The following is a 17327-nucleotide window of genomic DNA, read 5'->3' as shown; positions in this document are numbered from 1 at the left end:
GCGGCGGCAGTCCGTGCGTAGGCGTAGGCGCACTCGCACAAGCACAGGACCGCGATGACCTACGCGGCGTGGCAGCCTGGACGGACATCGGGGCGTCTGGCCCATCGCTAAGGTGAAGGCATGTTTCAACCATCCCTATAGGAGGCGTACATGCCGATCATTCTTTGGCTTCTGGGTGTCCCGCTGAGTATCGTTTTGCTGCTGATGCTGTTCGGTGTCGTGTGACCCACGCACCCTGAACCGCGCACGACAAAAAGCGGCCTGCGGGCCGCTTTTTGCTGTTCACGGGAGATGTGTGCGCATCAATGGCGCTCGACGGTAGGCTCGCGCTCCATGAGCCGGGCCACCGCCTCGGCAGCGCGCAGTTCACCGTCGAGCAGCGCCACGACACACTCCGCAATAGGCATCTCAACGCCCACCGCGCGCGCGCGCTGTACCACGGTGCGGGCGCTGTACACCCCCTCAGCCACATGGCCCAGCGACTCCACCGCCTGTGCCAAGGTCCGCCCCTCGGCCAGCAACAACCCCACACGGCGGTTGCGCGACAGGTCGCCCGTAGCAGTCAACACCAGATCCCCCAGGCCCGACAGGCCCATGAAGGTCTCGGGCCGCGCGCCCAGGGCAAGGCCTAAGCGGGTCATTTCCGCCAAACCGCGGGTAATCAATGCCGCACGCGCATTCAGCCCCAGTTGCAGCCCGTCGCACAGGCCGGTGGCAATCGCCAATACGTTCTTGACCGCACCGCCGACTTCCACGCCTACGATGTCCTCGCTGGCGTATACGCGCAATGCGGGCCCGTGGAAGGCCAGCACCAGCGCATCGCGCACCGTGGCACGGGGGCTGGCGGCCACCATGGCCGTGGGCTGGGCGGTGGCGACCTCCTGGGCGAAGCTGGGGCCGCTGAACACACCACTGTGCAGCCGCGGTGCGACCTGCGCGCACACTTCATGCGCCATCAGCCCCGTGCCGGCCTCGAAGCCCTTGCACAGCCACGCGATGGGCGCCGCGCAGCCGTCCAGCCGTTCCAGCATGCCGCGCAGCGCCGCCATGGGCGTGCCGACGACGACGAGGTCGGCGTCCGCGGCCAGCGCGCCCATGTCACCCGACGCCACGTGCAGGCCGGGCGGGAACGCAAGGCCGGGCAGGTAGCGCTGGTTCTGCCGCTTCGCCTGCATGGCCTGCGCCTGCTGTGCGTCACGGGCCCACAGCGTCACCTCATGGCAGGCTGCGTGCGCAGCCGCGCTCATGGCCAGGGCAGTGCCCCAGGCGCCCGCGCCAAGGACTACTATTTTCATAGCTACTCGCGCTTATCAGGCGGGCGCTAGAGTCTGAAACAGCTCTAACACCCGTTACGACCAAGAAGCCGTTTACTGGGCCGTGCTGGTGGCAGCCTCGGCGGCTGCGGCCTGTTGCTGCTCGTACATGGCCTGGAAGTTGATCTCGGCCAGGTGCACGGGCGGAAAGCCCGCACGCGTCACGGTGTCGGCCACGTTGCCGCGCAGGTAGGGGTAGATGATCTGGGGGCAGGCAATGCCGATGATGGCGCCCATCTGGTCCTCGGGCACGTTGCGGATCTCGAAGATGCCGGCCTGCTTGGCCTCCACCAGGAACACAGTCTTGTCCTTGATCTTGGTCTGCACGGTGGCGGTCACGGCCACTTCAAAGATGCCTTCGACCACGGGTGTGGCCTCGACCCCCAGCTGGATGTCCACGCTGGGCTGCTCCTGCTCCAGCAGGATCGCGGGCGAATTGGGCTGCTCCAGCGACAGGTCCTTCAGGTACACGCGCTGAATCTGGAACACGGGGGTTTCTTCGGCCATGGTGGTCTCGGTCTTTCGGTCAAAACAAAGCCCGCCCGGGAGAGGCTCCCGCAGCGGGCAACATGGGGCGCATTATGCAACGCGCCAATGGCGGCAAAGGCTCAGGCGCCCAGCAGCGGCACCAGGCCGCCACGGCTGTCCAGGGCCACGAGGTCGTCGTGTCCACCGACGTGGGTGTCACCAATGAAGATCTGCGGCACGGTGCGCCGGCCGGTGATCTCCATCATGTGCTGGCGCGCGGCGGGGTCGGTGTCCACGCGGATTTCCTCGATCTGCTCCACACCCTTCAGCTTCAGCAACTGCTTGGCGCGGATGCAGTAGGGGCACACGGCGGTGGTGTACATCTTCACGGCTTGCATGGGACGGCGACCTTTCTGCGTAACGAACAATGCTGGTAGATGCGGGCGCCTCAGGCCTTTTCAACCGGCAGGTTGGCCTCGCGCCAAGCGGCCAGGCCGCCGGCCAGCGCCTGCGCCTTCTCGTAGCCCAGGCCCTTGGCGATGCCTGCAGCCCGCGAGGCGCGCGCGCCCTTGGCACAGACGAGGATGATGGGCACGGCCTTGTTCTTGGCCACCTGCGGCAGGCGCTCCTGCAACTGCCCCAACGGGATGTTCTTGGCGCCACCCACGTGGCCCGCGGCGAACTCCTCAGGCTCGCACACGTCGATCACCACCGCCTTCTCACGGTTGATGAGCTGTACGGCCTGCGCCGTGCCCAGGGTACCGGCCCCGGCCCCCTTGAGGGCCGGCAGCAACAGCATGACGCCCGAGGCCAGCGCGAGGAAGATCAAATACCAATTGTCGAGAACGAAATTCACGGGGTTCCTTGGGGTATGCAAACCGCGCAATTCTAGAATGTCGGGTTTTTGACCTGAAGCCCCAAGGGACACCATGCACAAACTCGTTCTGATCCGCCACGGCGAATCCACGTGGAATCTGGAAAACCGCTTCACCGGCTGGACCGATGTGGATCTGACCCCCACGGGCATCGAGCAGGCCAAGAATGCCGGCCGCCTGCTCAAGGCCGAGGGCTACGAGTTTGACCTGGCCTACACCAGTGTGCTCAAGCGCGCCACGCGCACGCTGTGGCACTGCCTGGACGAGATGGACCGCACCTGGCTGCCCGTGGAGCACAGCTGGCGCCTGAACGAGCGCCACTACGGCGCTCTGCAGGGCCTGAACAAGGCCGACATGGCCAAGCAGTATGGCGACGCGCAAGTGCTGGTGTGGCGCCGCAGCTACGACACCCCCCCGCCGGCCCTGGAAACGACCGACCCGCGCTGCGAGCGCGGCGACATCCGCTACGCGGGCCTGGCGCCCGAGCAGGTGCCGCTGACCGAGTGCCTCAAGGACACGGTGGCGCGCGTGCTGCCCTACTGGAACGAAGCCATCGCGCCAACGATCCGCTCGGGCAAGCGTGTGCTGATCGCAGCGCACGGCAACTCCATCCGCGCGCTGGTCAAGTACCTGGACGGCATCTCCGACCAAGACATCGTGGGCCTGAACATTCCCAACGGCATTCCGCTGGTGTACGAGCTGGACGCGGAACTCAAGCCCCTGCGCAGCTACTACCTGGGCGACGCCGAGGCCGCCGCCAAGGCCGCCGCCGCCGTGGCCGCGCAGGGCAAGGCCTGAGCCGCCGCTTCTGGAAAGCGTAGCGCGGTCTTGCTTGAAAAATAGGCAGATCCTGAAGGAACTGCCCAGGCCGCAGCCCTTCCAAGGTGTATATTGAATCGGTAGAGGTGTTCTATGGGCCACAAACTCAAAATTGCTGGATGGATATCGGTGGGCGTGGTGGCCGGAGCGCTCACGACCGTCTCGCTGCAGACCGTGGCACGCGGCGCCATGACCCCGCTGCCGCTGGAGGAAATCCAGCAGCTCTCGGCCGTGTTCGGCCTGATCAAGACCGACTATGTAGAGCCGGTCGATGACCGCAAGCTCATCACCGATGCCATCGGTGGCATGGTCGCCAGCCTCGACCCGCATTCGCAGTACTTCGACAAGAAGTCGTTCAAGGAATTCCGCGAAGGCACCACCGGCCGCTTCGTGGGCGTGGGCATCGAGATCACCCAGGAAGACGGCCTGATCAAGATCGTCTCCCCCATCGAGGGCTCCCCCGCCGACCGCGCGGGGCTCAAGACCAACGACCTCATCACGAAAATCGACGATACGGCCGTGAAGGGCCTGTCCCTCAACGACGCGGTCAAGCGCATGCGCGGCGAGCCGAACACCCAGGTGACGCTGACCATCCTGCGCCGCGACGAGAGCCGCAGCTTTCCCGTCACGATCACGCGCGAGGAGATCAAGACCCAATCGGTCAAGGGCAAGATCATCGAGCCGGGCTACGCCTGGATCCGCCTGTCGCAGTTCCAGGAGCGCACGGTGGACGACTTCGTGCGCAAGGTCGAAGAGGTCTACAAGCAGGATCCTCGCCTCAAGGGGCTGGTGCTGGATCTGCGCAACGACCCCGGCGGCCTGCTGGATGCAGCCGTGGCCGTGTCGGCTGCCTTCCTGCCGGAGAACGTGACGGTGGTCTCCACCAACGGCCAGCTGGCCGAGAGCAAGGCCACCTTCAAGGCCTCGCCCGAGTTCTATCTGCGCCGCGGCAGCGGCGACCCGCTCAAGCGCCTGCCCGCCGCCATCAAGACCGTGCCCCTGGTGGTGCTGGTCAACGAAGGCTCGGCTTCGGCCAGCGAGATCGTCGCGGGGGCGCTGCAAGACCACAAGCGCGCCACCATCATGGGCAGCCAGACCTTCGGCAAGGGTTCGGTGCAAACCGTTCGGCCGCTGGGCCCCGACACGGGCATCAAGCTCACGACGGCGCGCTACTACACGCCATCGGGCAAATCGATCCAGGCCAAGGGGATCGTGCCAGACGTCATGCTCGACGAGACCGCCGAGGGCGACATCTACGCATCGCTGCGCATGCGCGAAGCCGACCTGGAAAAACACCTGACCAGCGGCCAGGGCGAGGAAGCGAAGGACGCCGGCCGCGAGAAGGCGCGCGAGGAGGCCCGCAAGCGCCTCGAGGAAGAGGCCAAGAAGCCCGTGTCCGAGCGCAAGCTGCCCGAGTACGGTTCGGACAAGGACTTCCAGCTCAGCCAGGCACTCAACCAGCTCAAGGGCCGCACCGTGCTGGCCAGCAAGACCCTCACGGAACGCAAGGAAGAGAAGAAGGACAACTGACGCTGTCTTTCTTGGCAACCAGGCCGGGACTCCCGCGGAGCCCGGCCTTTTTCACGCCCAACACCCCATGAACGACGATCAACTGCTGCGCTATTCCCGCCACATCCTGCTCGACGAGATCGGTATCGAGGGGCAGGAACGCATCCTGGCAGCCCACGTACTCGTCATCGGTGCCGGCGGTCTGGGCTCGCCGGCCGCGCTGTTTCTCGGCTCCGCAGGCGTGGGGACCCTGACGCTGGTGGACGACGACGTGGTGGACCTCACGAACCTGCAGCGCCAGATCGCCCATACCACGGCGCGCGTCGGCACGCCCAAGGTCGACTCCGCGGCCCAGGCCGTGCAGGCCATCAACCCCCTGGTTTCAGTGCGCACCGTGCGCCAGCGTGTGGACGCCGCCGCGCTGGATGGGCTGGTCAGCGCCGCAGACGTGGTGCTCGACTGCACGGACAACTACCAGACGCGCCAGGCCATCAACGCCGCGTGCGTACGCCAACGCAAGCCCCTGGTGGCAGGCGCGGCCATCCGCTTCGACGGGCAGATTTCCGTGTACGACCCCCGCCGGGATGACACGCCCTGCTATGCCTGCCTGTTCTCGCCCACCGCCGGTTTTGAGGAGGTGCAGTGCGCCACCATGGGCGTGTTCGCGCCCATGGTCGGCATCATCGGCACCATGCAGGCGGCCGAGGCGCTCAAGCTGCTTGTGGGGGTCGGAAGCTCGCTCGCAGGCCGGCTGCTGATGCTGGACGGGCGCGACATGCAGTGGACCGAAGTGCGCACCGAGCGCGACCCGGCCTGCCCCGTGTGCGGATCCCTGCACGCGCCAGCCGGGTAGGAATGCACCTACGGGCACTGCACCCGGCTGCTGGCAGAATCCGCCAGCCTGTTTTCATACAGTAGCGCCGATGCCCTATTTTTCGTTCCCGGCCGAACAGGAAGTACCGTGAAACTGCGCACGTACATCGTCGAAGACAACGCCACCATCCGCGAAAACCTGATCGGAACGCTCGAAGAACTGGCGGAGGTGGAAGCCGTCGGCATCGCCGAGACGGAGGACGAGGGCAAGGAGTGGCTTACCTCGCACACCTCCCAGTGGGACCTGGCGATCGTGGACCTGTTCCTGCGCCAAGGCAGCGGGCTGGGCGTGTTGGCCGCCTGCCGCAACCGCCTTTCAGCGCAGAAGATGGTGGTGCTGAGCAACTACGCAACACCCGACGTGCGCATGCGCTGTGCGCAGTTGGGGGTGGACGCCGTGTTTGACAAATCCAACGAGATCGAGGCGCTGGTGGACTATTGCATCGAACACAGCAACAGCACGCATCGGGCAGCCTCCAGCTCCGCAGCCACCAATTGAAGGAGGCGCTGCGCGGGCCCATCTGCACTTTGACACGCGCCCATCCTTACTCTCAAACCTTTGCACAAAGCACAAGGGCCAGTCAGTGACTGGCCCTTGTGCTTTGTGCGCTCTGCACTCAATCGATGAGCTTGTTCTTGAGCGCGTAGTACGTCAGATCGCTGTTGGAGGACAGCCCCATCTTTTCCATGAGCCGCGTGCGGTAGGTGCTCACGGTTTTCACGCTCAGCGACAGCGACTTGGCGATGTCACCCGCCGTCTCGCCCTTGGCCAGCTTGAGGAACACCTGGAACTCGCGCTCCGACAGCTGCTCGTGGGGCGGCGCATCGTCCTTGCGGTTGAGCTGCTGGGCCAGCAGGTCGGCCACGGACGGGGTCAGGTAGCGGCGCCCCAGGGCGATGGTGCGGATGGCCTCCACGATCTCCTTGGGCTCGCATTCCTTGTTCAGATAGCCGCTCGCACCCTGGCGGATCAGATTGATCGCATAGTGCTCCTCCGGGTAGCCGCTGAGGATCAGGATGCCCATGTCGGGCGCCTTGGCGCGCAGCATGGCCAGCGCATCCAAGCCGCTCTGGCCGGGCATGGACAGGTCCATCACCAGCACGTCGATCTCGTGAACACGCACCAGATCGATGGCTTCCCTGCCGTTGCTTGCCTCGCCAACGACCCGCAGGTCCACATGTTCCGAGAGAAATTGGCGCAGCCCGGCACGGACTATCGCATGGTCATCCACAATGCCAATCTTGATCATTGAGCCTTCTTTCAAGAGGAGAGCGCCTTGCTCCCCGGTAAGGTATGGTCTGAAGATCTGCCCATCTGCTCTGCATTGCACTAGCATGGCAGCGCAGGCCGATGATATGCATTTTCAACCGTGCCCTGCCAGTCCCCGTGGAGAAGCCCAAGCATGAGTTGGTCCCGTTTGCGCAAGATCGCCGTCAGTCTGCCGCTGGCATTGCTGGCTGTGGCCCTGCTGGTCGGCATCAACGAAACCGGGTACATGCGCTCGCACGCGGCCGTGGGCGACCTGGCCCGCTCGCACGCCACGCGCGCTGCGCTCGACCGGCTTCTGCAGAACATGCTCAACGCCGAGACAGGGCTGCGCGGCTACCTGCTCACCGGCGACGAGCGCTATCTGCAGCCCTACGAGCAGGCGGTCGCCACCATCAATACCAACCTTGATGAGCTGCGCCAGACCTACCGGCACGCACCGCAGGACCTGGACGACTTTTCCCAGCTGTCGCAGCAGATCACGCGCAAGCTTTCCGAACTCGACCTCAGCCTCAAGCTGCGCCGCCAGGACAACGACGACGCCTGGAAGTTCGTGCTCTCCACCGACGTGGGCAAGGAGAACATGGATGCCATCCGGGCGATCGCAGCGCGACTGGTGGCGCGCAGCGCCCAGCAAACGGAACACAGCACGCAGGAGATCCTGCATTCGCTGATGCTCTCGCGCATCGGCATCGCCGCCGTGGCGGTGGTGGGGCTGCTGGCGTTCTACCTGTACCTGCGCCAGACCAGCGCCTTGCAGGCTGCGCATGCGCGCGAGCAGGAGGTGTTGGCGCGCGAACGCGACCGACTGGAGCAGTTGGTACGTGAACGCACTGCCGCGCTCTCCGAGTTGGCCAGCCATCTGCAGCAAGTACGCGAGGAAGAGCGCGCACACCTGGCGCGCGAGCTGCACGACGAGCTGGGTGCTTTGCTCACGGCAGCCAAGCTGGACGTGGCGCGCCTGAAGTCGCGCATCGATTTGCACACCCCCGAGAACGCCGAGCGCGTGCAGCACCTCACCGAGACGCTCAACAGCGGCATCGCGCTCAAGCGGCGCATCATCGAGGACCTGCGCCCTTCGTCGCTCTCCAATCTCGGGCTCACCACGTCGCTGGAAATCCTCACGCGCGACTTCGCGCAGCGCAGCAACCTGCAGATAGACACCAGCCTGGAGTCCGCCAAGCTGTCCGACGCAGCGCAGCTCACCGTCTACCGGCTGGTGCAGGAGTCGCTGACCAACATCAGCAAGTACGCCAACGCGCGCAAGGTGCTGGTGTCGGTCCACAGCTATCCCAACCATGTATCGGTACAGGTGCGGGATGACGGCGACGGGTTCGACATCTCAAGCATCGCCCCCGACGCGCATGGTCTGTTCGGCATGCGCCACCGTGTCGAGGCGGCGGGCGGCAAGCTCACGGTCACGTCCACGCCCGGCGAGGGCACCCTGGTCAGCGCCGTGCTGCCGCACACGCTCACCTGACGCGTTCGCAGCCCTGCGTCCGGGCTGCTCATCTGATCGGTGGCGTCCTACAGCGGGGTGCGCCAGCCACCGGCACTCATGCAACGCCAGCCCCCCTACAGTCAAGCCATGTGCTCAGGCGCATTCGCAACCACCCGGCGCACCGCGCCGAAAACAAGGAGCTGGTTATGTTGCATTACGCAGTGGTATTCCTGGTCATCGCGTTGGTGGCCGCCCTGTTCGGATTTGGCGGCATCGCCGCCGGCGCCGTGGGCATCGCGAAGATCCTGTTCTTCGTGTTCGTGATCATGGCGGTTGTGACCTTCGTGCTCAGCTTGTTGAAGAGGGGCTGACGCCCCATCAACCTGGCCCGCCAGGCAGATGCCACCACAGAAAGGAAATCCCCCAATGACGATCCAAACCACCACCCAGAAGGCGGCAGAGACGGCGCACAACGTGGCCGAAGGCGTGTTCGACAAGGCGTCCGAAACACTGCAGTCCACCCGCCGGATGACCAATGAATCCATCGACAAGGCCGAGACCCGCATGCAGCGCATGCAAGAGGGCGTGGACCCGATGATCGACGACCTGGCCGCCAAGGCGCAGGACCTGGCCACGCGCGGCATTTCGTACTGCGCGCACACCGGCGAACGCGCGCGGCGCCAGTTTCACCAGGCTGCGGACGCCACGAACCGCTACGTCGCGGAACAACCCGGCAAGTCCCTGCTGATCGCCGCAGCCGCGGGCGCCGCCTTTGCCACTGCGCTGATGTGGACACGCCACCGCAGCGAGCGTTATTGAGACCACCGCAGGAACCGACCCGATGATGCACAGCGATACCCACGCCAGCGCGCTTCAGCTTGACGAAGCCGCGTTGCGCCAGGCAGCCACCGCGGATCTGGACGAAGGCGCCGTGACGCCCGCGTACGGCCCACACCGCGATGCCATCATTGCCCTGCTCAACGACGCTCTGGCGACCGAGTTGGTCTGCGTGCTGCGCTACAAGCGGCACTATTTCACGGCGGACGGCCGCGAGTCGCCGGCGATCGCGGCAGAGTTCCTGGTGCACGCCAACGAGGAGGCCGCCCATGCCGATCTGCTCGCCCAACGCATCGTGCAGTTGGGCGGCTCACCGGACTTCTCCCCTTCTACACTGCTGTCGCGCAGCCATGCGCAATACGATGAGTCGTCCGATTTGCAAGACATGGTGCGCGCCAACCTGGTGGCGGAGCGCATCGCGGTGGAGGCCTATCGCCAGATGATCCAGTTGATCGACGACAAGGATCCCACCACGCGGCGCATGCTCGAAGGCATCCTGGCCGACGAGGAGGAGCATGCGGATGAACTGAAGGACTGGCTGCACCGCTAGCCTCCCTTTCCCAACCGTTGAGGCCACCGGAGGGTGCAACAGGCCGCAGCGGGGTTATCCCAGCACCCGTGTTTTCAACCATAACCCAAGGACACAACCATGAAATACGCACGTGCCATCGCCTTTTCCCTGCTTGCAGGCGCCACCATCGTTTCCACGGGCTGCTCGGTAGCACGCAACCAGCAAACCGTGGGCTCCTACATGGACGACGCAGGTATCACCACCGCCGTGAAGGCCAAGATGGCAGAGGACAAGAGCGTCTCTGCCACCGCCATCAGTGTGGAGACGCTGAACGGCACCGTCCAGCTCTCGGGCTTTGCCAAGACCCAGGCCGAGAAGGACCGCGCCGAAGCCATCGCGCGCAACACCAAGCATGTGCGCGAGGTGCGCAACAGCATCATCGTGCGCCCGTGACGCACACGACTGCGCAGGAACGCCGCCCTCTGGGCGGCGTTTTTTTTCGGCTGGTAGGTGACGCGCACTACCTGCGTCAGAATCCCTACGCATGCGACTGTTCCACTGCGGCCAATGCGGCTCCCTCGTGTTCTTCGAGAGCGTGCAATGCGTGCACTGCGGCTGCACGCTGGCGTTCTCTCCCGAAGACATGGCCATGTTGGCGCTCGCGCCTGCGGACGACGGCGACCACACCCTGTCGCGCACCTGGCAGCGTGTTCCTACACGCGGCAGCGACGGCACTGCGCCACCGGCCCACTACCAGCTATGCACCAACCGCACCACCTACGGCGCCTGCACCTTTGCGCTACCGGCCGCAGATGCCCAGGCGCACGGCGGGCTGTGCGCCGCCTGCCGCCGGACGCGCGTGCTACCGGACCTGTCCCTGCCCGACAACCTGCGCCGCTGGTCGCAGATAGAGAGCGCCAAGCGGCACCTGTTCTACACGCTGGCGCGCCTGGGACTGTTGAGCACGCAGCAGCCCGGGCCGGTGTATGAATTCCTGGCGGACGTGGCGGGCGCGCCGCCCGTCATGACGGGGCATGCCCAGGGTGTCGTGACCCTCAACGTGGCCGAGGCCGATGACGACGAGCGCGCGCGCCGGCGCCAGGCCATGCATGAGCCCTACCGCACGCTGCTGGGTCACCTGCGGCATGAATCCGGCCACTACTACTGGGAAGAGTTGGTGCTGCGCGCCGGGCATGTGGACGCCTTCCGCGCACTCTTCGGCGACGAGCGGCGCGACTACGCCCAGGCGCTGCAGGCGCACTACCAGCGTGCCCCCCTGCCCGCTGCGCAATGGCAGCCGCAGCACGTCAGCGCCTATGCCGCCGCGCACCCCTGGGAGGACTGGGCCGAGACGTGGGCGCATTACCTGCACCTGGTCGATCTGCTGGAGACGGCCGCCAGCTTTCAGACCCGCATGGCCATTCCCGGCACGACACCCGATCACGCGCAGCACTACGCCATGCCCGACCCGTTTGCACAGCCGGCGCCCGGTTTTGATGCCATGGTCTCGGCGTGGATGCCGCTGACGCTGCTACTCAACAGCCTGAACCGCAGCATGGGCCAGCGCGATGCCTATCCGTTTGCCCTGTCCACGGGCGCGCTGCGCAAGCTGCGCTTCGTGCACGACACCGTGGCGCGGCGCTGATCACGCCGCGGCGGTGCGGCCCAGCTTGTGCAAGAGGCGCTCGTGCACGCCGGGCGAGACAAACTGCGCCACGTCGCCGCCCAGCGTGCCGATCTCGCGCACCAGCGTGCTGCTGATGAACTGGTACTGGCTCGCGGGTGTGAGAAACACCGTCTCGACACCGGGCACCAGCGCGCGGTTCATGCCGGCAAGCTGGAACTCGTAGTCGAAGTCCGTGCCCGAGCGCAGCCCGCGCACCATGGCCGTGCCGCCGCGCGCGGCAGTGAACTCCGTCACCAGCCCCTCGAAGGACTCGACCTGCACCTGCGGGCAGTCGGCAAGCGCCTGGCGCGCCATCTCCATGCGCTCGTCCAGGCTGAACAGGGTTTTCTTGTGGTGGGCAATGGCCACGGCCACGATTACGCGGTCGAACAGTCTTGCCGCGCGGCGCACCAGATCCTCATGCCCCAGCGTGATGGGGTCGAAGGTTCCGGGATAAACGGCGAGCACATGCGCCATGGCGTGGGGTCTCCTTGCAGTGGCGGAGCCCGCACGGGCTCCGTGGGGCGGATTATGCAGCGCACGCCTGTCCATGGGCCATTGAAGCCAAATCAGCCTCCAGCGCCCTACCAACAAGCGCGAGCAGCTCCTATATCAATAGCAATCAGGCTTTGTGGAGCAGGTGCGCATGCACGGCCCCGGCCTTCAGGTGCCGGTGCAGCGCCAGCCCCAGCGGGCCGAACTGCTCCTGCGTCCAGGCTGCGGGCGCCTCCAGGTAGATGAAGCCGTCGGGCGCCACGGCCTGTGCGGCGGCCTGCAGCGCAGGGGCGAACAGCTCGCCGCCAAACGGTGGGTCGATGAGCAGCAGGTGCATGCTGGCCGGCGCGCACTGGCGCAGCGCGGCCACGCCGTCGCCACGCTGTACGCGCACGGCGCTCGTGTGCAGGCGCTGGCGCAGCGTCTCCAGCTGTGCGGCCAGTGCGGCGTCGCCCTCCACCAGCAGCACGCTGGCCGCGCCGCGCGATGCGGCCTCGAAACCCAAGGCGCCCGTGCCGGCAAAGGCATCCAGGCAGCGCCAGCCCGTCAGGTCCTGGCCCAGCCAGTTGAACAGCGTTTCGCGCACGCGGTCGGGCGTGGGGCGCAGTCCGGGCTTGTCCAGCACGGGCAAGCGCGTGCGTTTCCACTGACCGCCGATGATGCGCACCTCGCCGGCGCCCTTGGCAGGCGCACGCACTGCCGTACGCACTGCCGTACGCACTGCCGTACGCACTGCCGTACGCACTGCCGTACGCGGGGCTGTGCGCGGGGCGGCTGGCGCCGCGGCGCGCCGGTTCATGGCCGGGCCTTTGCCGTGGCGGCCGGCTGCGCGCCCACGGTGACGGTCACCATGCGCTCGGGCTGCAGCTTGCGCTGCAGGGCGGCGCGGATGTCGGCCACGGTGAGGGCCTCCACGCGGTCGGTCCAGTGCTCCAGGTAGTCCAGCGGCAGGTCGTTCCAGGCGATGTTGACCACGTTGGCCAGCAGCTTGCGGTTGCTGTCGATGCGCAGCGCAAAGCCGCCGACGAGGTTGTCCTTGGCGGCGCGCAGTTCCGCCTCGGTGGGCCCTTCGGCCACGAAGCGCGCGAGCACGTCGCGCGTGACCTGCACGGCCTGGGCGGCCTGGTCGGGCCGGGTCTGCAGGCCGACGACGAAGGCCCCGGCGTTCAAGCCAGGCGAGAAGCTGCTGCCCACGCTGTAGGACAGGCCGCGCTTCTCGCGCACCTCATTGGTCAGGCGCGAGGTGAACCCACCGCCGCCCAGGATGTGGTTGCCCACCAGCAGCGCGAGGAAGTCCGGATCCCGGCGCACAAAGCCCGGCTGGCCGATGAGCACATGGGCCTGTGCCGAAGCGAAGGGCACATCCTCCTGCACGGCGCGTGCCAGCGGCTGCACCTCGGCCACGGCTGGCAACGGCGCGCAGGCCCCGGCCTGGGGCACAGGCAGGCGCGACAGCAGCGTCTGCACCAACGTCTGCGCCTGGGAACGCGTGAGGGCTCCCACGATGCTCACCCGCGCACGGCAGGCCTGCAGGTACTGGGCATGGAAAGCCTGCAGATCGGCCGGCTGGATGCGGTCCAGCGTCTCGGCCGTGGCGCGCTGGCCGTAGGGGTGGCTGCCGAACACCGCGGCGTTGAAGGCCTTGCCGGCGACCGTGCCGGGGCGTGTGTCGGCCTCCTTGATGGCGGCGCTCCAACGGGCCCGCTCGCGCTGCCACACGTCCGGTGCATAGCTGGGCTGGCCCAGCTGGCGCGCGGCCAGGCGCGCGGCACGGTCCAGCAGATCGGGCTCGGTCAGCGAGCGCAGCGAGAACGCCAGGCCGTCGCGCTCGGCGCCCGCCTCGAAGCTGGCGCCCAGGTCGGCCCAGGCCTCGCCCAGGTCGTTCTCGTCCATCGGGGGCTCGTTCGGCCCGCCCGCGGTCACGCCTTTGGAGCTCATGAGCGCGGCCGCCGCGGCCAGGCCCGCCTGCGGCGCGGGATCACGGCGCGCGCCGGCATCGAAGTCCACCTGCACATCCACCATGGGAATGGCCGGGCTTTCCACCAGCCACACGCGTGCGCCGCTGGGCTCGGTCCAGTGCTGGATGGGCAGGAGTGCCCAGGCAGATTGAGTATAAAAAATGGCTCCAGCGCTTATCAACAAAGCGCGAGCAGCTATCGTTTTAAGAGTTTTGTACATCGCTGACACCTTGGCTCAATGCACGCGGCCACCGGCAGCGTCGGGTGCTGGGGCGGCACGCTTGGTGCCTGCCGCCACGGGCTGGGGCAGCAGCGTGGCAACGGTGAGCTGATCGTCGCCGAAGTAACGCGCCGCCACGGATTGCACCTGCTGCGGCGTGACCGCGCGCAGCAGCTTGAGCATGCGCTCGTCCGCGTCCAGCGGCAGGCCCTGCACCCAGTTGCTGCCCAGATCGCTGGCTTGGCTGTAAAGCGAATCGCGCGCGTAGATGGTGGAGGCCGCCCACTGCGTCTTCACGCGCGAGAGTTCGGCCTCGCTCACGCCCTCGCGCGCCACGCGGGCCACCTCGGCGCGCAGCGCCTCCTCGACCTGGGCCGAGGTCTTGCCCGCGGCGGGCACGCCGGTCATGAGAAACAGCGCCGGCCCGCGTCCGAGGATGGACGCCTGGCTGTCCGCGCCGTCGGCCACACGGTCCGCACCCTGCGTGAGGGCTCGCTCCAGGCGCGCGCCGTCGTAGCCGCTGAGCACGGCCGACAGCACCAGCAGCGCCAGGCCGTCACGGTCGGCATCGGTCATGTCGTCCAGGCGCGTGACACCCGGCACGCGGAAGGCCAGCGCCACGTAGGCCTGCTCGGCCGGCGCCTTGAAGGCGATGCGGCGCAGGCCCTGCTGCGCCGGCTCGGTGCGCGGCTTGCGCGCCGGCAGGGCACGTGCGGGAATGGTGCCGTAGGTCTTCTCCGCCAGGGCCAGCACCTGCGCCGGGTCCACGTCACCCGCCACCACCACGGCGGCATTGCCGGGCACGTACCAGTCGCGGTAAAAGCGGCGCACGTCGTCGGGGGTCATGGATTCCAGATCGCTCATCCAGCCCACCACCGGGCGGCGGTAGGGCGAAGCGATGAAGGTGGAGGCGAACAGCTGCTCGATGAGCGCGGCGCGCGGCTGGTCCTCGGTACGCATGCGGCGCTCTTCCTTGACGACCTCGATCTCCTTGGTGAACTCCGCGTCGGGCCACTGGTTGTGGGCGAAGCGGTCGGATTCGAGCTGCATCACGTCGGCCAGCCGGTCGGCCGGTATCTGCTGGTAGTAGCCGGTGTAGTCGCGGCTGGTGAAGGCGTTCTCCTGCCCGCCCAGCGCCGCCACGCGGCGCGAGAACTCGCCCGGCGGCACGGCCTTCGAGCCCTTGAACATCATGTGCTCCAGCACATGCGCCACGCCCGAGGTGCCGTCCACCTCGTCCATGGCGCCTACGCGCAACCAGACCATGTGCACCGCCGTGGGCGCGCGCCGGTCGGGCTGCACGATGAGCTGCATGCCGTTCTTCAGGGTGAATTGCTGCGCACCGCTGGCCGTGGTGGCCTGGGCGTGCGCCGCCGCGGCAGACGCAGCAGGTGGGGATTCATGCGCTGGGTTTTGCGCCCAGGCGTGCAGACAGGCCAGCAGGCCCACAAGGGTGATAGCGCGTTTCATAGAATGGCTGCGATTCTAAGAACCCGCCAATGTTCAGTTTTTTCAAGAAGAAACCGCCCGCCCCCGCCGAACCCGCCCTTGCACCCGAGGACGTGGCCAGCCCTGCGGCGCCGCCCGCGGCCGACGCCCCCGCCAGCGGCGGCGCATTCGGCTGGCTGCGCAAGCCCTTTGGCGCAGGCGCCACCAGCGTGCCGGAGCCGGCTGCCCCTTCGGCCGGCGCCCCCGCAGCCATCGACGTGCCCCTTGCCGTCCCCGAGCCCACCCCGAAGCCCGGGGGCGTACGCCAGGGCTGGATGGACCGGCTGAAATCCGGCCTGCGCAAGACCGGCAGCAGCATCGCGACCGTCTTCACGGGCACGCAGATCAACGACGCGCTGTACGACGAGCTGGAGGAAGCCCTGCTCATGGCCGACACCGGGGTGAAAGCCACGCAGCACCTGCTGGAGGACCTCAAGCGCCGCGTGAAAGAGACCAAGACCACCGAGCCTGCTGCCGTAAAGGGACTGCTGGCCGATGCGCTGGCCGACCTGCTGCGGCCGCTGGAAAAGCCGCTGGTGATCGGCGAGCACACACCCACCGTGATCATGGTGGCCGGCGTGAACGGCGCGGGCAAGACCACCTCCATCGGCAAGCTCACCAAGCACCTGGCCGACCATGGCGAGAGCGTGCTGCTGGCCGCCGCCGATACCTTCCGCGCCGCGGCGCGCGAGCAGTTGGGTGTCTGGGCCACGCGCAACACGGTGGAGATCGTCAGCCAGGAAGGGGGCGACCCTGCCGCCGTGAGCTTTGACGCCGTTACCGCCGGCCGCGCGCGCGGCAAAGATGTGGTGCTGGTGGACACCGCCGGCCGCCTGCCTACGCAGCTGCACCTGATGGAAGAGCTGAAGAAGATCCGCCGCGTGGTCACCAAGGCCGATGCCAGCGCCCCGCACGAGGTGCTACTGGTGATCGACGGCAACACCGGCCAGAACGCCCTGGCGCAGGTGCGCGCGTTCGACGACGCGCTTCAACTCACCGGACTGATCGTCACCAAACTGGACGGCACGGCCAAGGGCGGCGTGCTGGCCGCCATCGCGCAGGAGCGGCCCGTGCCCGTGTACTTCATTGGCGTGGGCGAGAAAGTGGAAGACCTGGAGACCTTCAGCGCACGCGAATTCGCCCAGGCCCTGCTGACCTGAGATAGTTACCCCCTGTGGGCGGATGCAGGCGGCATCCGCCAGCCATTGCTTCAACGCGGCGCTTGAGCAGGCCCGGCTATCGAGGCCGGGTCCACCTGCTGCGCCAACCACAGCACATAGTCCTGCTCTGCCTGCACGGCGTGGGTGAGCAGTTGCGGCACTTCGTAGGGGTGCTGGGCACGCAGCCAGTCCCGCAAGGCGGGCGCGGCAGACAACAGCGTCTTGCACACCAGCCGCCACTCTGCTTCCGCCTGCTGCACCCCCTGCCAGACATAGTGCGAGGTGATGGCCTCCACCTGCACGCAGGCGGCCAGGCGCGCCTGGACAGCGCCCCTGGCCAGTCGGTGTGCGGCGGCGGCGTCGCCCACGGTGGTGGTCACAACGGCGATCTGGGCGTCTAGGGAAGATGTCATGATCGAAGTCTGGC

At 67.1% G+C, this 17327-nt stretch carries 21 protein-coding genes; 11 read left to right on the top strand and 10 right to left on the bottom strand.

What is annotated here, in order from left to right:
- Nucleotides 1-302 precede the first annotated feature (302 nt).
- The 4 genes from OX89_RS04805 to OX89_RS04790 form a co-directional block, all read right to left on the bottom strand.
- Nucleotides 303-1295, bottom strand: coding sequence for an NAD(P)H-dependent glycerol-3-phosphate dehydrogenase (locus OX89_RS04805; RefSeq protein ID WP_047349769.1), 993 nt, complete (start codon nt 1293-1295; stop codon nt 303-305).
- A 72-nt stretch (nt 1296-1367) separates the two neighbouring features.
- Nucleotides 1368-1820, bottom strand: coding sequence for a protein-export chaperone SecB (gene secB, locus OX89_RS04800; RefSeq protein WP_011806600.1), 453 nt, complete (start codon nt 1818-1820; stop codon nt 1368-1370).
- A 101-nt stretch (nt 1821-1921) separates the two neighbouring features.
- The gene (grxC, locus tag OX89_RS04795) at nt 1922-2179 is read right to left on the bottom strand and encodes a glutaredoxin 3 (RefSeq protein WP_011806601.1); all 258 of its coding nucleotides are present in this window, start codon (nt 2177-2179) and stop codon (nt 1922-1924) included.
- 50 nt (nt 2180-2229) lie between these two features.
- Nucleotides 2230-2637, bottom strand: a complete 408-nt coding sequence (locus OX89_RS04790) for a rhodanese-like domain-containing protein (protein WP_047349768.1) — start codon at nt 2635-2637, stop codon at nt 2230-2232.
- Nucleotides 2638-2710: 73 nt separating this feature from the next.
- Here OX89_RS04790 and gpmA point away from each other — a divergent pair, with 73 nt between their 5' ends.
- The 4 genes from gpmA (at nt 2711) to OX89_RS04770 (ending at nt 6356) form a co-directional block, all read left to right on the top strand.
- Nucleotides 2711-3454: a 2,3-diphosphoglycerate-dependent phosphoglycerate mutase gene (gene gpmA, locus OX89_RS04785; protein WP_047349767.1), complete on the top strand. Its 744-nt coding sequence runs from the start codon at nt 2711-2713 to the stop codon at nt 3452-3454.
- 114 nt (nt 3455-3568) lie between these two features.
- The gene (locus OX89_RS04780) at nt 3569-5005 is read left to right on the top strand and encodes a S41 family peptidase (protein WP_015914140.1); all 1437 of its coding nucleotides are present in this window, start codon (nt 3569-3571) and stop codon (nt 5003-5005) included.
- Between the two features lie 67 nt (nt 5006-5072).
- A complete protein-coding gene (locus tag OX89_RS04775; RefSeq protein WP_047349766.1) occupies nt 5073-5837 on the top strand; it encodes a molybdopterin-synthase adenylyltransferase MoeB in 765 nt (254 codons plus the stop codon).
- Between the two features lie 108 nt (nt 5838-5945).
- Nucleotides 5946-6356, top strand: a complete 411-nt coding sequence (locus OX89_RS04770) for a response regulator (protein ID WP_011806606.1) — start codon at nt 5946-5948, stop codon at nt 6354-6356.
- 118 nt (nt 6357-6474) lie between these two features.
- On the opposite strand, the gene OX89_RS04765 is transcribed toward OX89_RS04770, so the two are convergent.
- A complete protein-coding gene (locus OX89_RS04765; RefSeq protein WP_015914143.1) occupies nt 6475-7107 on the bottom strand; it encodes a response regulator transcription factor in 633 nt (210 codons plus the stop codon).
- 153 nt (nt 7108-7260) lie between these two features.
- Between OX89_RS04765 and OX89_RS04760 the strand changes: the two genes are divergently transcribed.
- The 6 genes from OX89_RS04760 to OX89_RS04735 all read left to right on the top strand — a co-directional run bounded on the left by OX89_RS04760 (nt 7261) and on the right by OX89_RS04735 (nt 11558).
- A complete protein-coding gene (locus OX89_RS04760; protein WP_015914144.1) occupies nt 7261-8604 on the top strand; it encodes a CHASE3 domain-containing protein in 1344 nt (447 codons plus the stop codon).
- A gap of 167 nt (nt 8605-8771) precedes the next feature.
- On the top strand, nt 8772-8936 hold the full coding sequence (locus OX89_RS04755; protein ID WP_011806609.1) for a DUF1328 domain-containing protein: 165 nt from the start codon (nt 8772-8774) through the stop codon (nt 8934-8936).
- Nucleotides 8937-8991: 55 nt separating this feature from the next.
- Nucleotides 8992-9384 (top strand): hypothetical protein, encoded by a 393-nt coding sequence (locus OX89_RS04750; RefSeq protein ID WP_011806610.1) that lies wholly within the window; start codon nt 8992-8994, stop codon nt 9382-9384.
- 22 nt (nt 9385-9406) lie between these two features.
- Nucleotides 9407-9952, top strand: coding sequence for a bacterioferritin (locus tag OX89_RS04745; RefSeq protein WP_047349765.1), 546 nt, complete (start codon nt 9407-9409; stop codon nt 9950-9952).
- A gap of 99 nt (nt 9953-10051) precedes the next feature.
- Nucleotides 10052-10366, top strand: coding sequence for a BON domain-containing protein (locus OX89_RS04740; protein WP_011806612.1), 315 nt, complete (start codon nt 10052-10054; stop codon nt 10364-10366).
- A 91-nt stretch (nt 10367-10457) separates the two neighbouring features.
- The gene (locus OX89_RS04735) at nt 10458-11558 is read left to right on the top strand and encodes a putative zinc-binding metallopeptidase (protein WP_047349764.1); all 1101 of its coding nucleotides are present in this window, start codon (nt 10458-10460) and stop codon (nt 11556-11558) included.
- Here the strand turns inward: OX89_RS04735 and coaD are convergent, their stop codons facing one another.
- From coaD to OX89_RS04715, 4 genes are all read right to left on the bottom strand, one after another.
- Nucleotides 11559-12056: a pantetheine-phosphate adenylyltransferase gene (gene coaD, locus OX89_RS04730; protein ID WP_011806614.1), complete on the bottom strand. Its 498-nt coding sequence runs from the start codon at nt 12054-12056 to the stop codon at nt 11559-11561.
- A 145-nt stretch (nt 12057-12201) separates the two neighbouring features.
- The gene (gene rsmD / locus OX89_RS04725) at nt 12202-12873 is read right to left on the bottom strand and encodes a 16S rRNA (guanine(966)-N(2))-methyltransferase RsmD (protein ID WP_084002001.1); all 672 of its coding nucleotides are present in this window, start codon (nt 12871-12873) and stop codon (nt 12202-12204) included.
- Nucleotides 12870-14252, bottom strand: coding sequence for a pitrilysin family protein (locus OX89_RS04720; RefSeq protein WP_047349763.1), 1383 nt, complete (start codon nt 14250-14252; stop codon nt 12870-12872). The genes rsmD and OX89_RS04720 overlap by 4 nt, the downstream gene beginning before the upstream one ends.
- A 15-nt stretch (nt 14253-14267) precedes the next feature.
- On the bottom strand, nt 14268-15722 hold the full coding sequence (locus OX89_RS04715) for a pitrilysin family protein (RefSeq protein ID WP_047349762.1): 1455 nt from the start codon (nt 15720-15722) through the stop codon (nt 14268-14270).
- Nucleotides 15723-15751: 29 nt separating this feature from the next.
- Between OX89_RS04715 and ftsY the strand changes: the two genes are divergently transcribed.
- A complete protein-coding gene (ftsY, locus tag OX89_RS04710; protein WP_047349761.1) occupies nt 15752-16900 on the top strand; it encodes a signal recognition particle-docking protein FtsY in 1149 nt (382 codons plus the stop codon).
- Between the two features lie 50 nt (nt 16901-16950).
- On the opposite strand, the gene cutA is transcribed toward ftsY, so the two are convergent.
- Entirely contained in the window at nt 16951-17313 is a 363-nt protein-coding gene (gene cutA / locus OX89_RS04705) for a divalent-cation tolerance protein CutA (protein ID WP_047349760.1), read from the bottom strand.
- Between the last annotated feature and the right edge of the window lie 14 nt (nt 17314-17327).

It is taken from the genome of Diaphorobacter sp. J5-51 (genome assembly GCF_001023515.1).
Classification (GTDB): Bacteria; Pseudomonadota; Gammaproteobacteria; order Burkholderiales; family Burkholderiaceae_C; genus Diaphorobacter; species Diaphorobacter nitroreducens.
The sequence above is the reverse complement of the archived record's forward strand: the minus strand, read 5'-3'. Positions and strand labels throughout refer to the sequence as shown.

Coding starts and splice junctions, on each gene's coding strand:
- OX89_RS04805 (WP_047349769.1), bottom strand. CDS start 1,295: ATGAAAATAGTAGTCCTTGGCGCGGGCGCCTGGGGCACTGCCCTGGCC.
- secB (WP_011806600.1), bottom strand. CDS start 1,820: ATGGCCGAAGAAACCCCCGTGTTCCAGATTCAGCGCGTGTACCTGAAG.
- grxC (WP_011806601.1), bottom strand. CDS start 2,179: ATGCAAGCCGTGAAGATGTACACCACCGCCGTGTGCCCCTACTGCATC.
- gpmA (WP_047349767.1), top strand. CDS start 2,711: ATGCACAAACTCGTTCTGATCCGCCACGGCGAATCCACGTGGAATCTG.
- OX89_RS04780 (WP_015914140.1), top strand. CDS start 3,569: ATGGGCCACAAACTCAAAATTGCTGGATGGATATCGGTGGGCGTGGTG.
- OX89_RS04775 (WP_047349766.1), top strand. CDS start 5,073: ATGAACGACGATCAACTGCTGCGCTATTCCCGCCACATCCTGCTCGAC.
- OX89_RS04765 (WP_015914143.1), bottom strand. CDS start 7,107: ATGATCAAGATTGGCATTGTGGATGACCATGCGATAGTCCGTGCCGGG.
- OX89_RS04760 (WP_015914144.1), top strand. CDS start 7,261: ATGAGTTGGTCCCGTTTGCGCAAGATCGCCGTCAGTCTGCCGCTGGCA.
- OX89_RS04755 (WP_011806609.1), top strand. CDS start 8,772: ATGTTGCATTACGCAGTGGTATTCCTGGTCATCGCGTTGGTGGCCGCC.
- OX89_RS04750 (WP_011806610.1), top strand. CDS start 8,992: ATGACGATCCAAACCACCACCCAGAAGGCGGCAGAGACGGCGCACAAC.
- OX89_RS04745 (WP_047349765.1), top strand. CDS start 9,407: ATGATGCACAGCGATACCCACGCCAGCGCGCTTCAGCTTGACGAAGCC.
- OX89_RS04740 (WP_011806612.1), top strand. CDS start 10,052: ATGAAATACGCACGTGCCATCGCCTTTTCCCTGCTTGCAGGCGCCACC.
- OX89_RS04735 (WP_047349764.1), top strand. CDS start 10,458: ATGCGACTGTTCCACTGCGGCCAATGCGGCTCCCTCGTGTTCTTCGAG.
- coaD (WP_011806614.1), bottom strand. CDS start 12,056: ATGGCGCATGTGCTCGCCGTTTATCCCGGAACCTTCGACCCCATCACG.
- rsmD (WP_084002001.1), bottom strand. CDS start 12,873: ATGAACCGGCGCGCCGCGGCGCCAGCCGCCCCGCGCACAGCCCCGCGT.
- OX89_RS04720 (WP_047349763.1), bottom strand. CDS start 14,252: ATGTACAAAACTCTTAAAACGATAGCTGCTCGCGCTTTGTTGATAAGC.
- OX89_RS04715 (WP_047349762.1), bottom strand. CDS start 15,722: ATGAAACGCGCTATCACCCTTGTGGGCCTGCTGGCCTGTCTGCACGCC.
- ftsY (WP_047349761.1), top strand. CDS start 15,752: ATGTTCAGTTTTTTCAAGAAGAAACCGCCCGCCCCCGCCGAACCCGCC.
- cutA (WP_047349760.1), bottom strand. CDS start 17,313: ATGACATCTTCCCTAGACGCCCAGATCGCCGTTGTGACCACCACCGTG.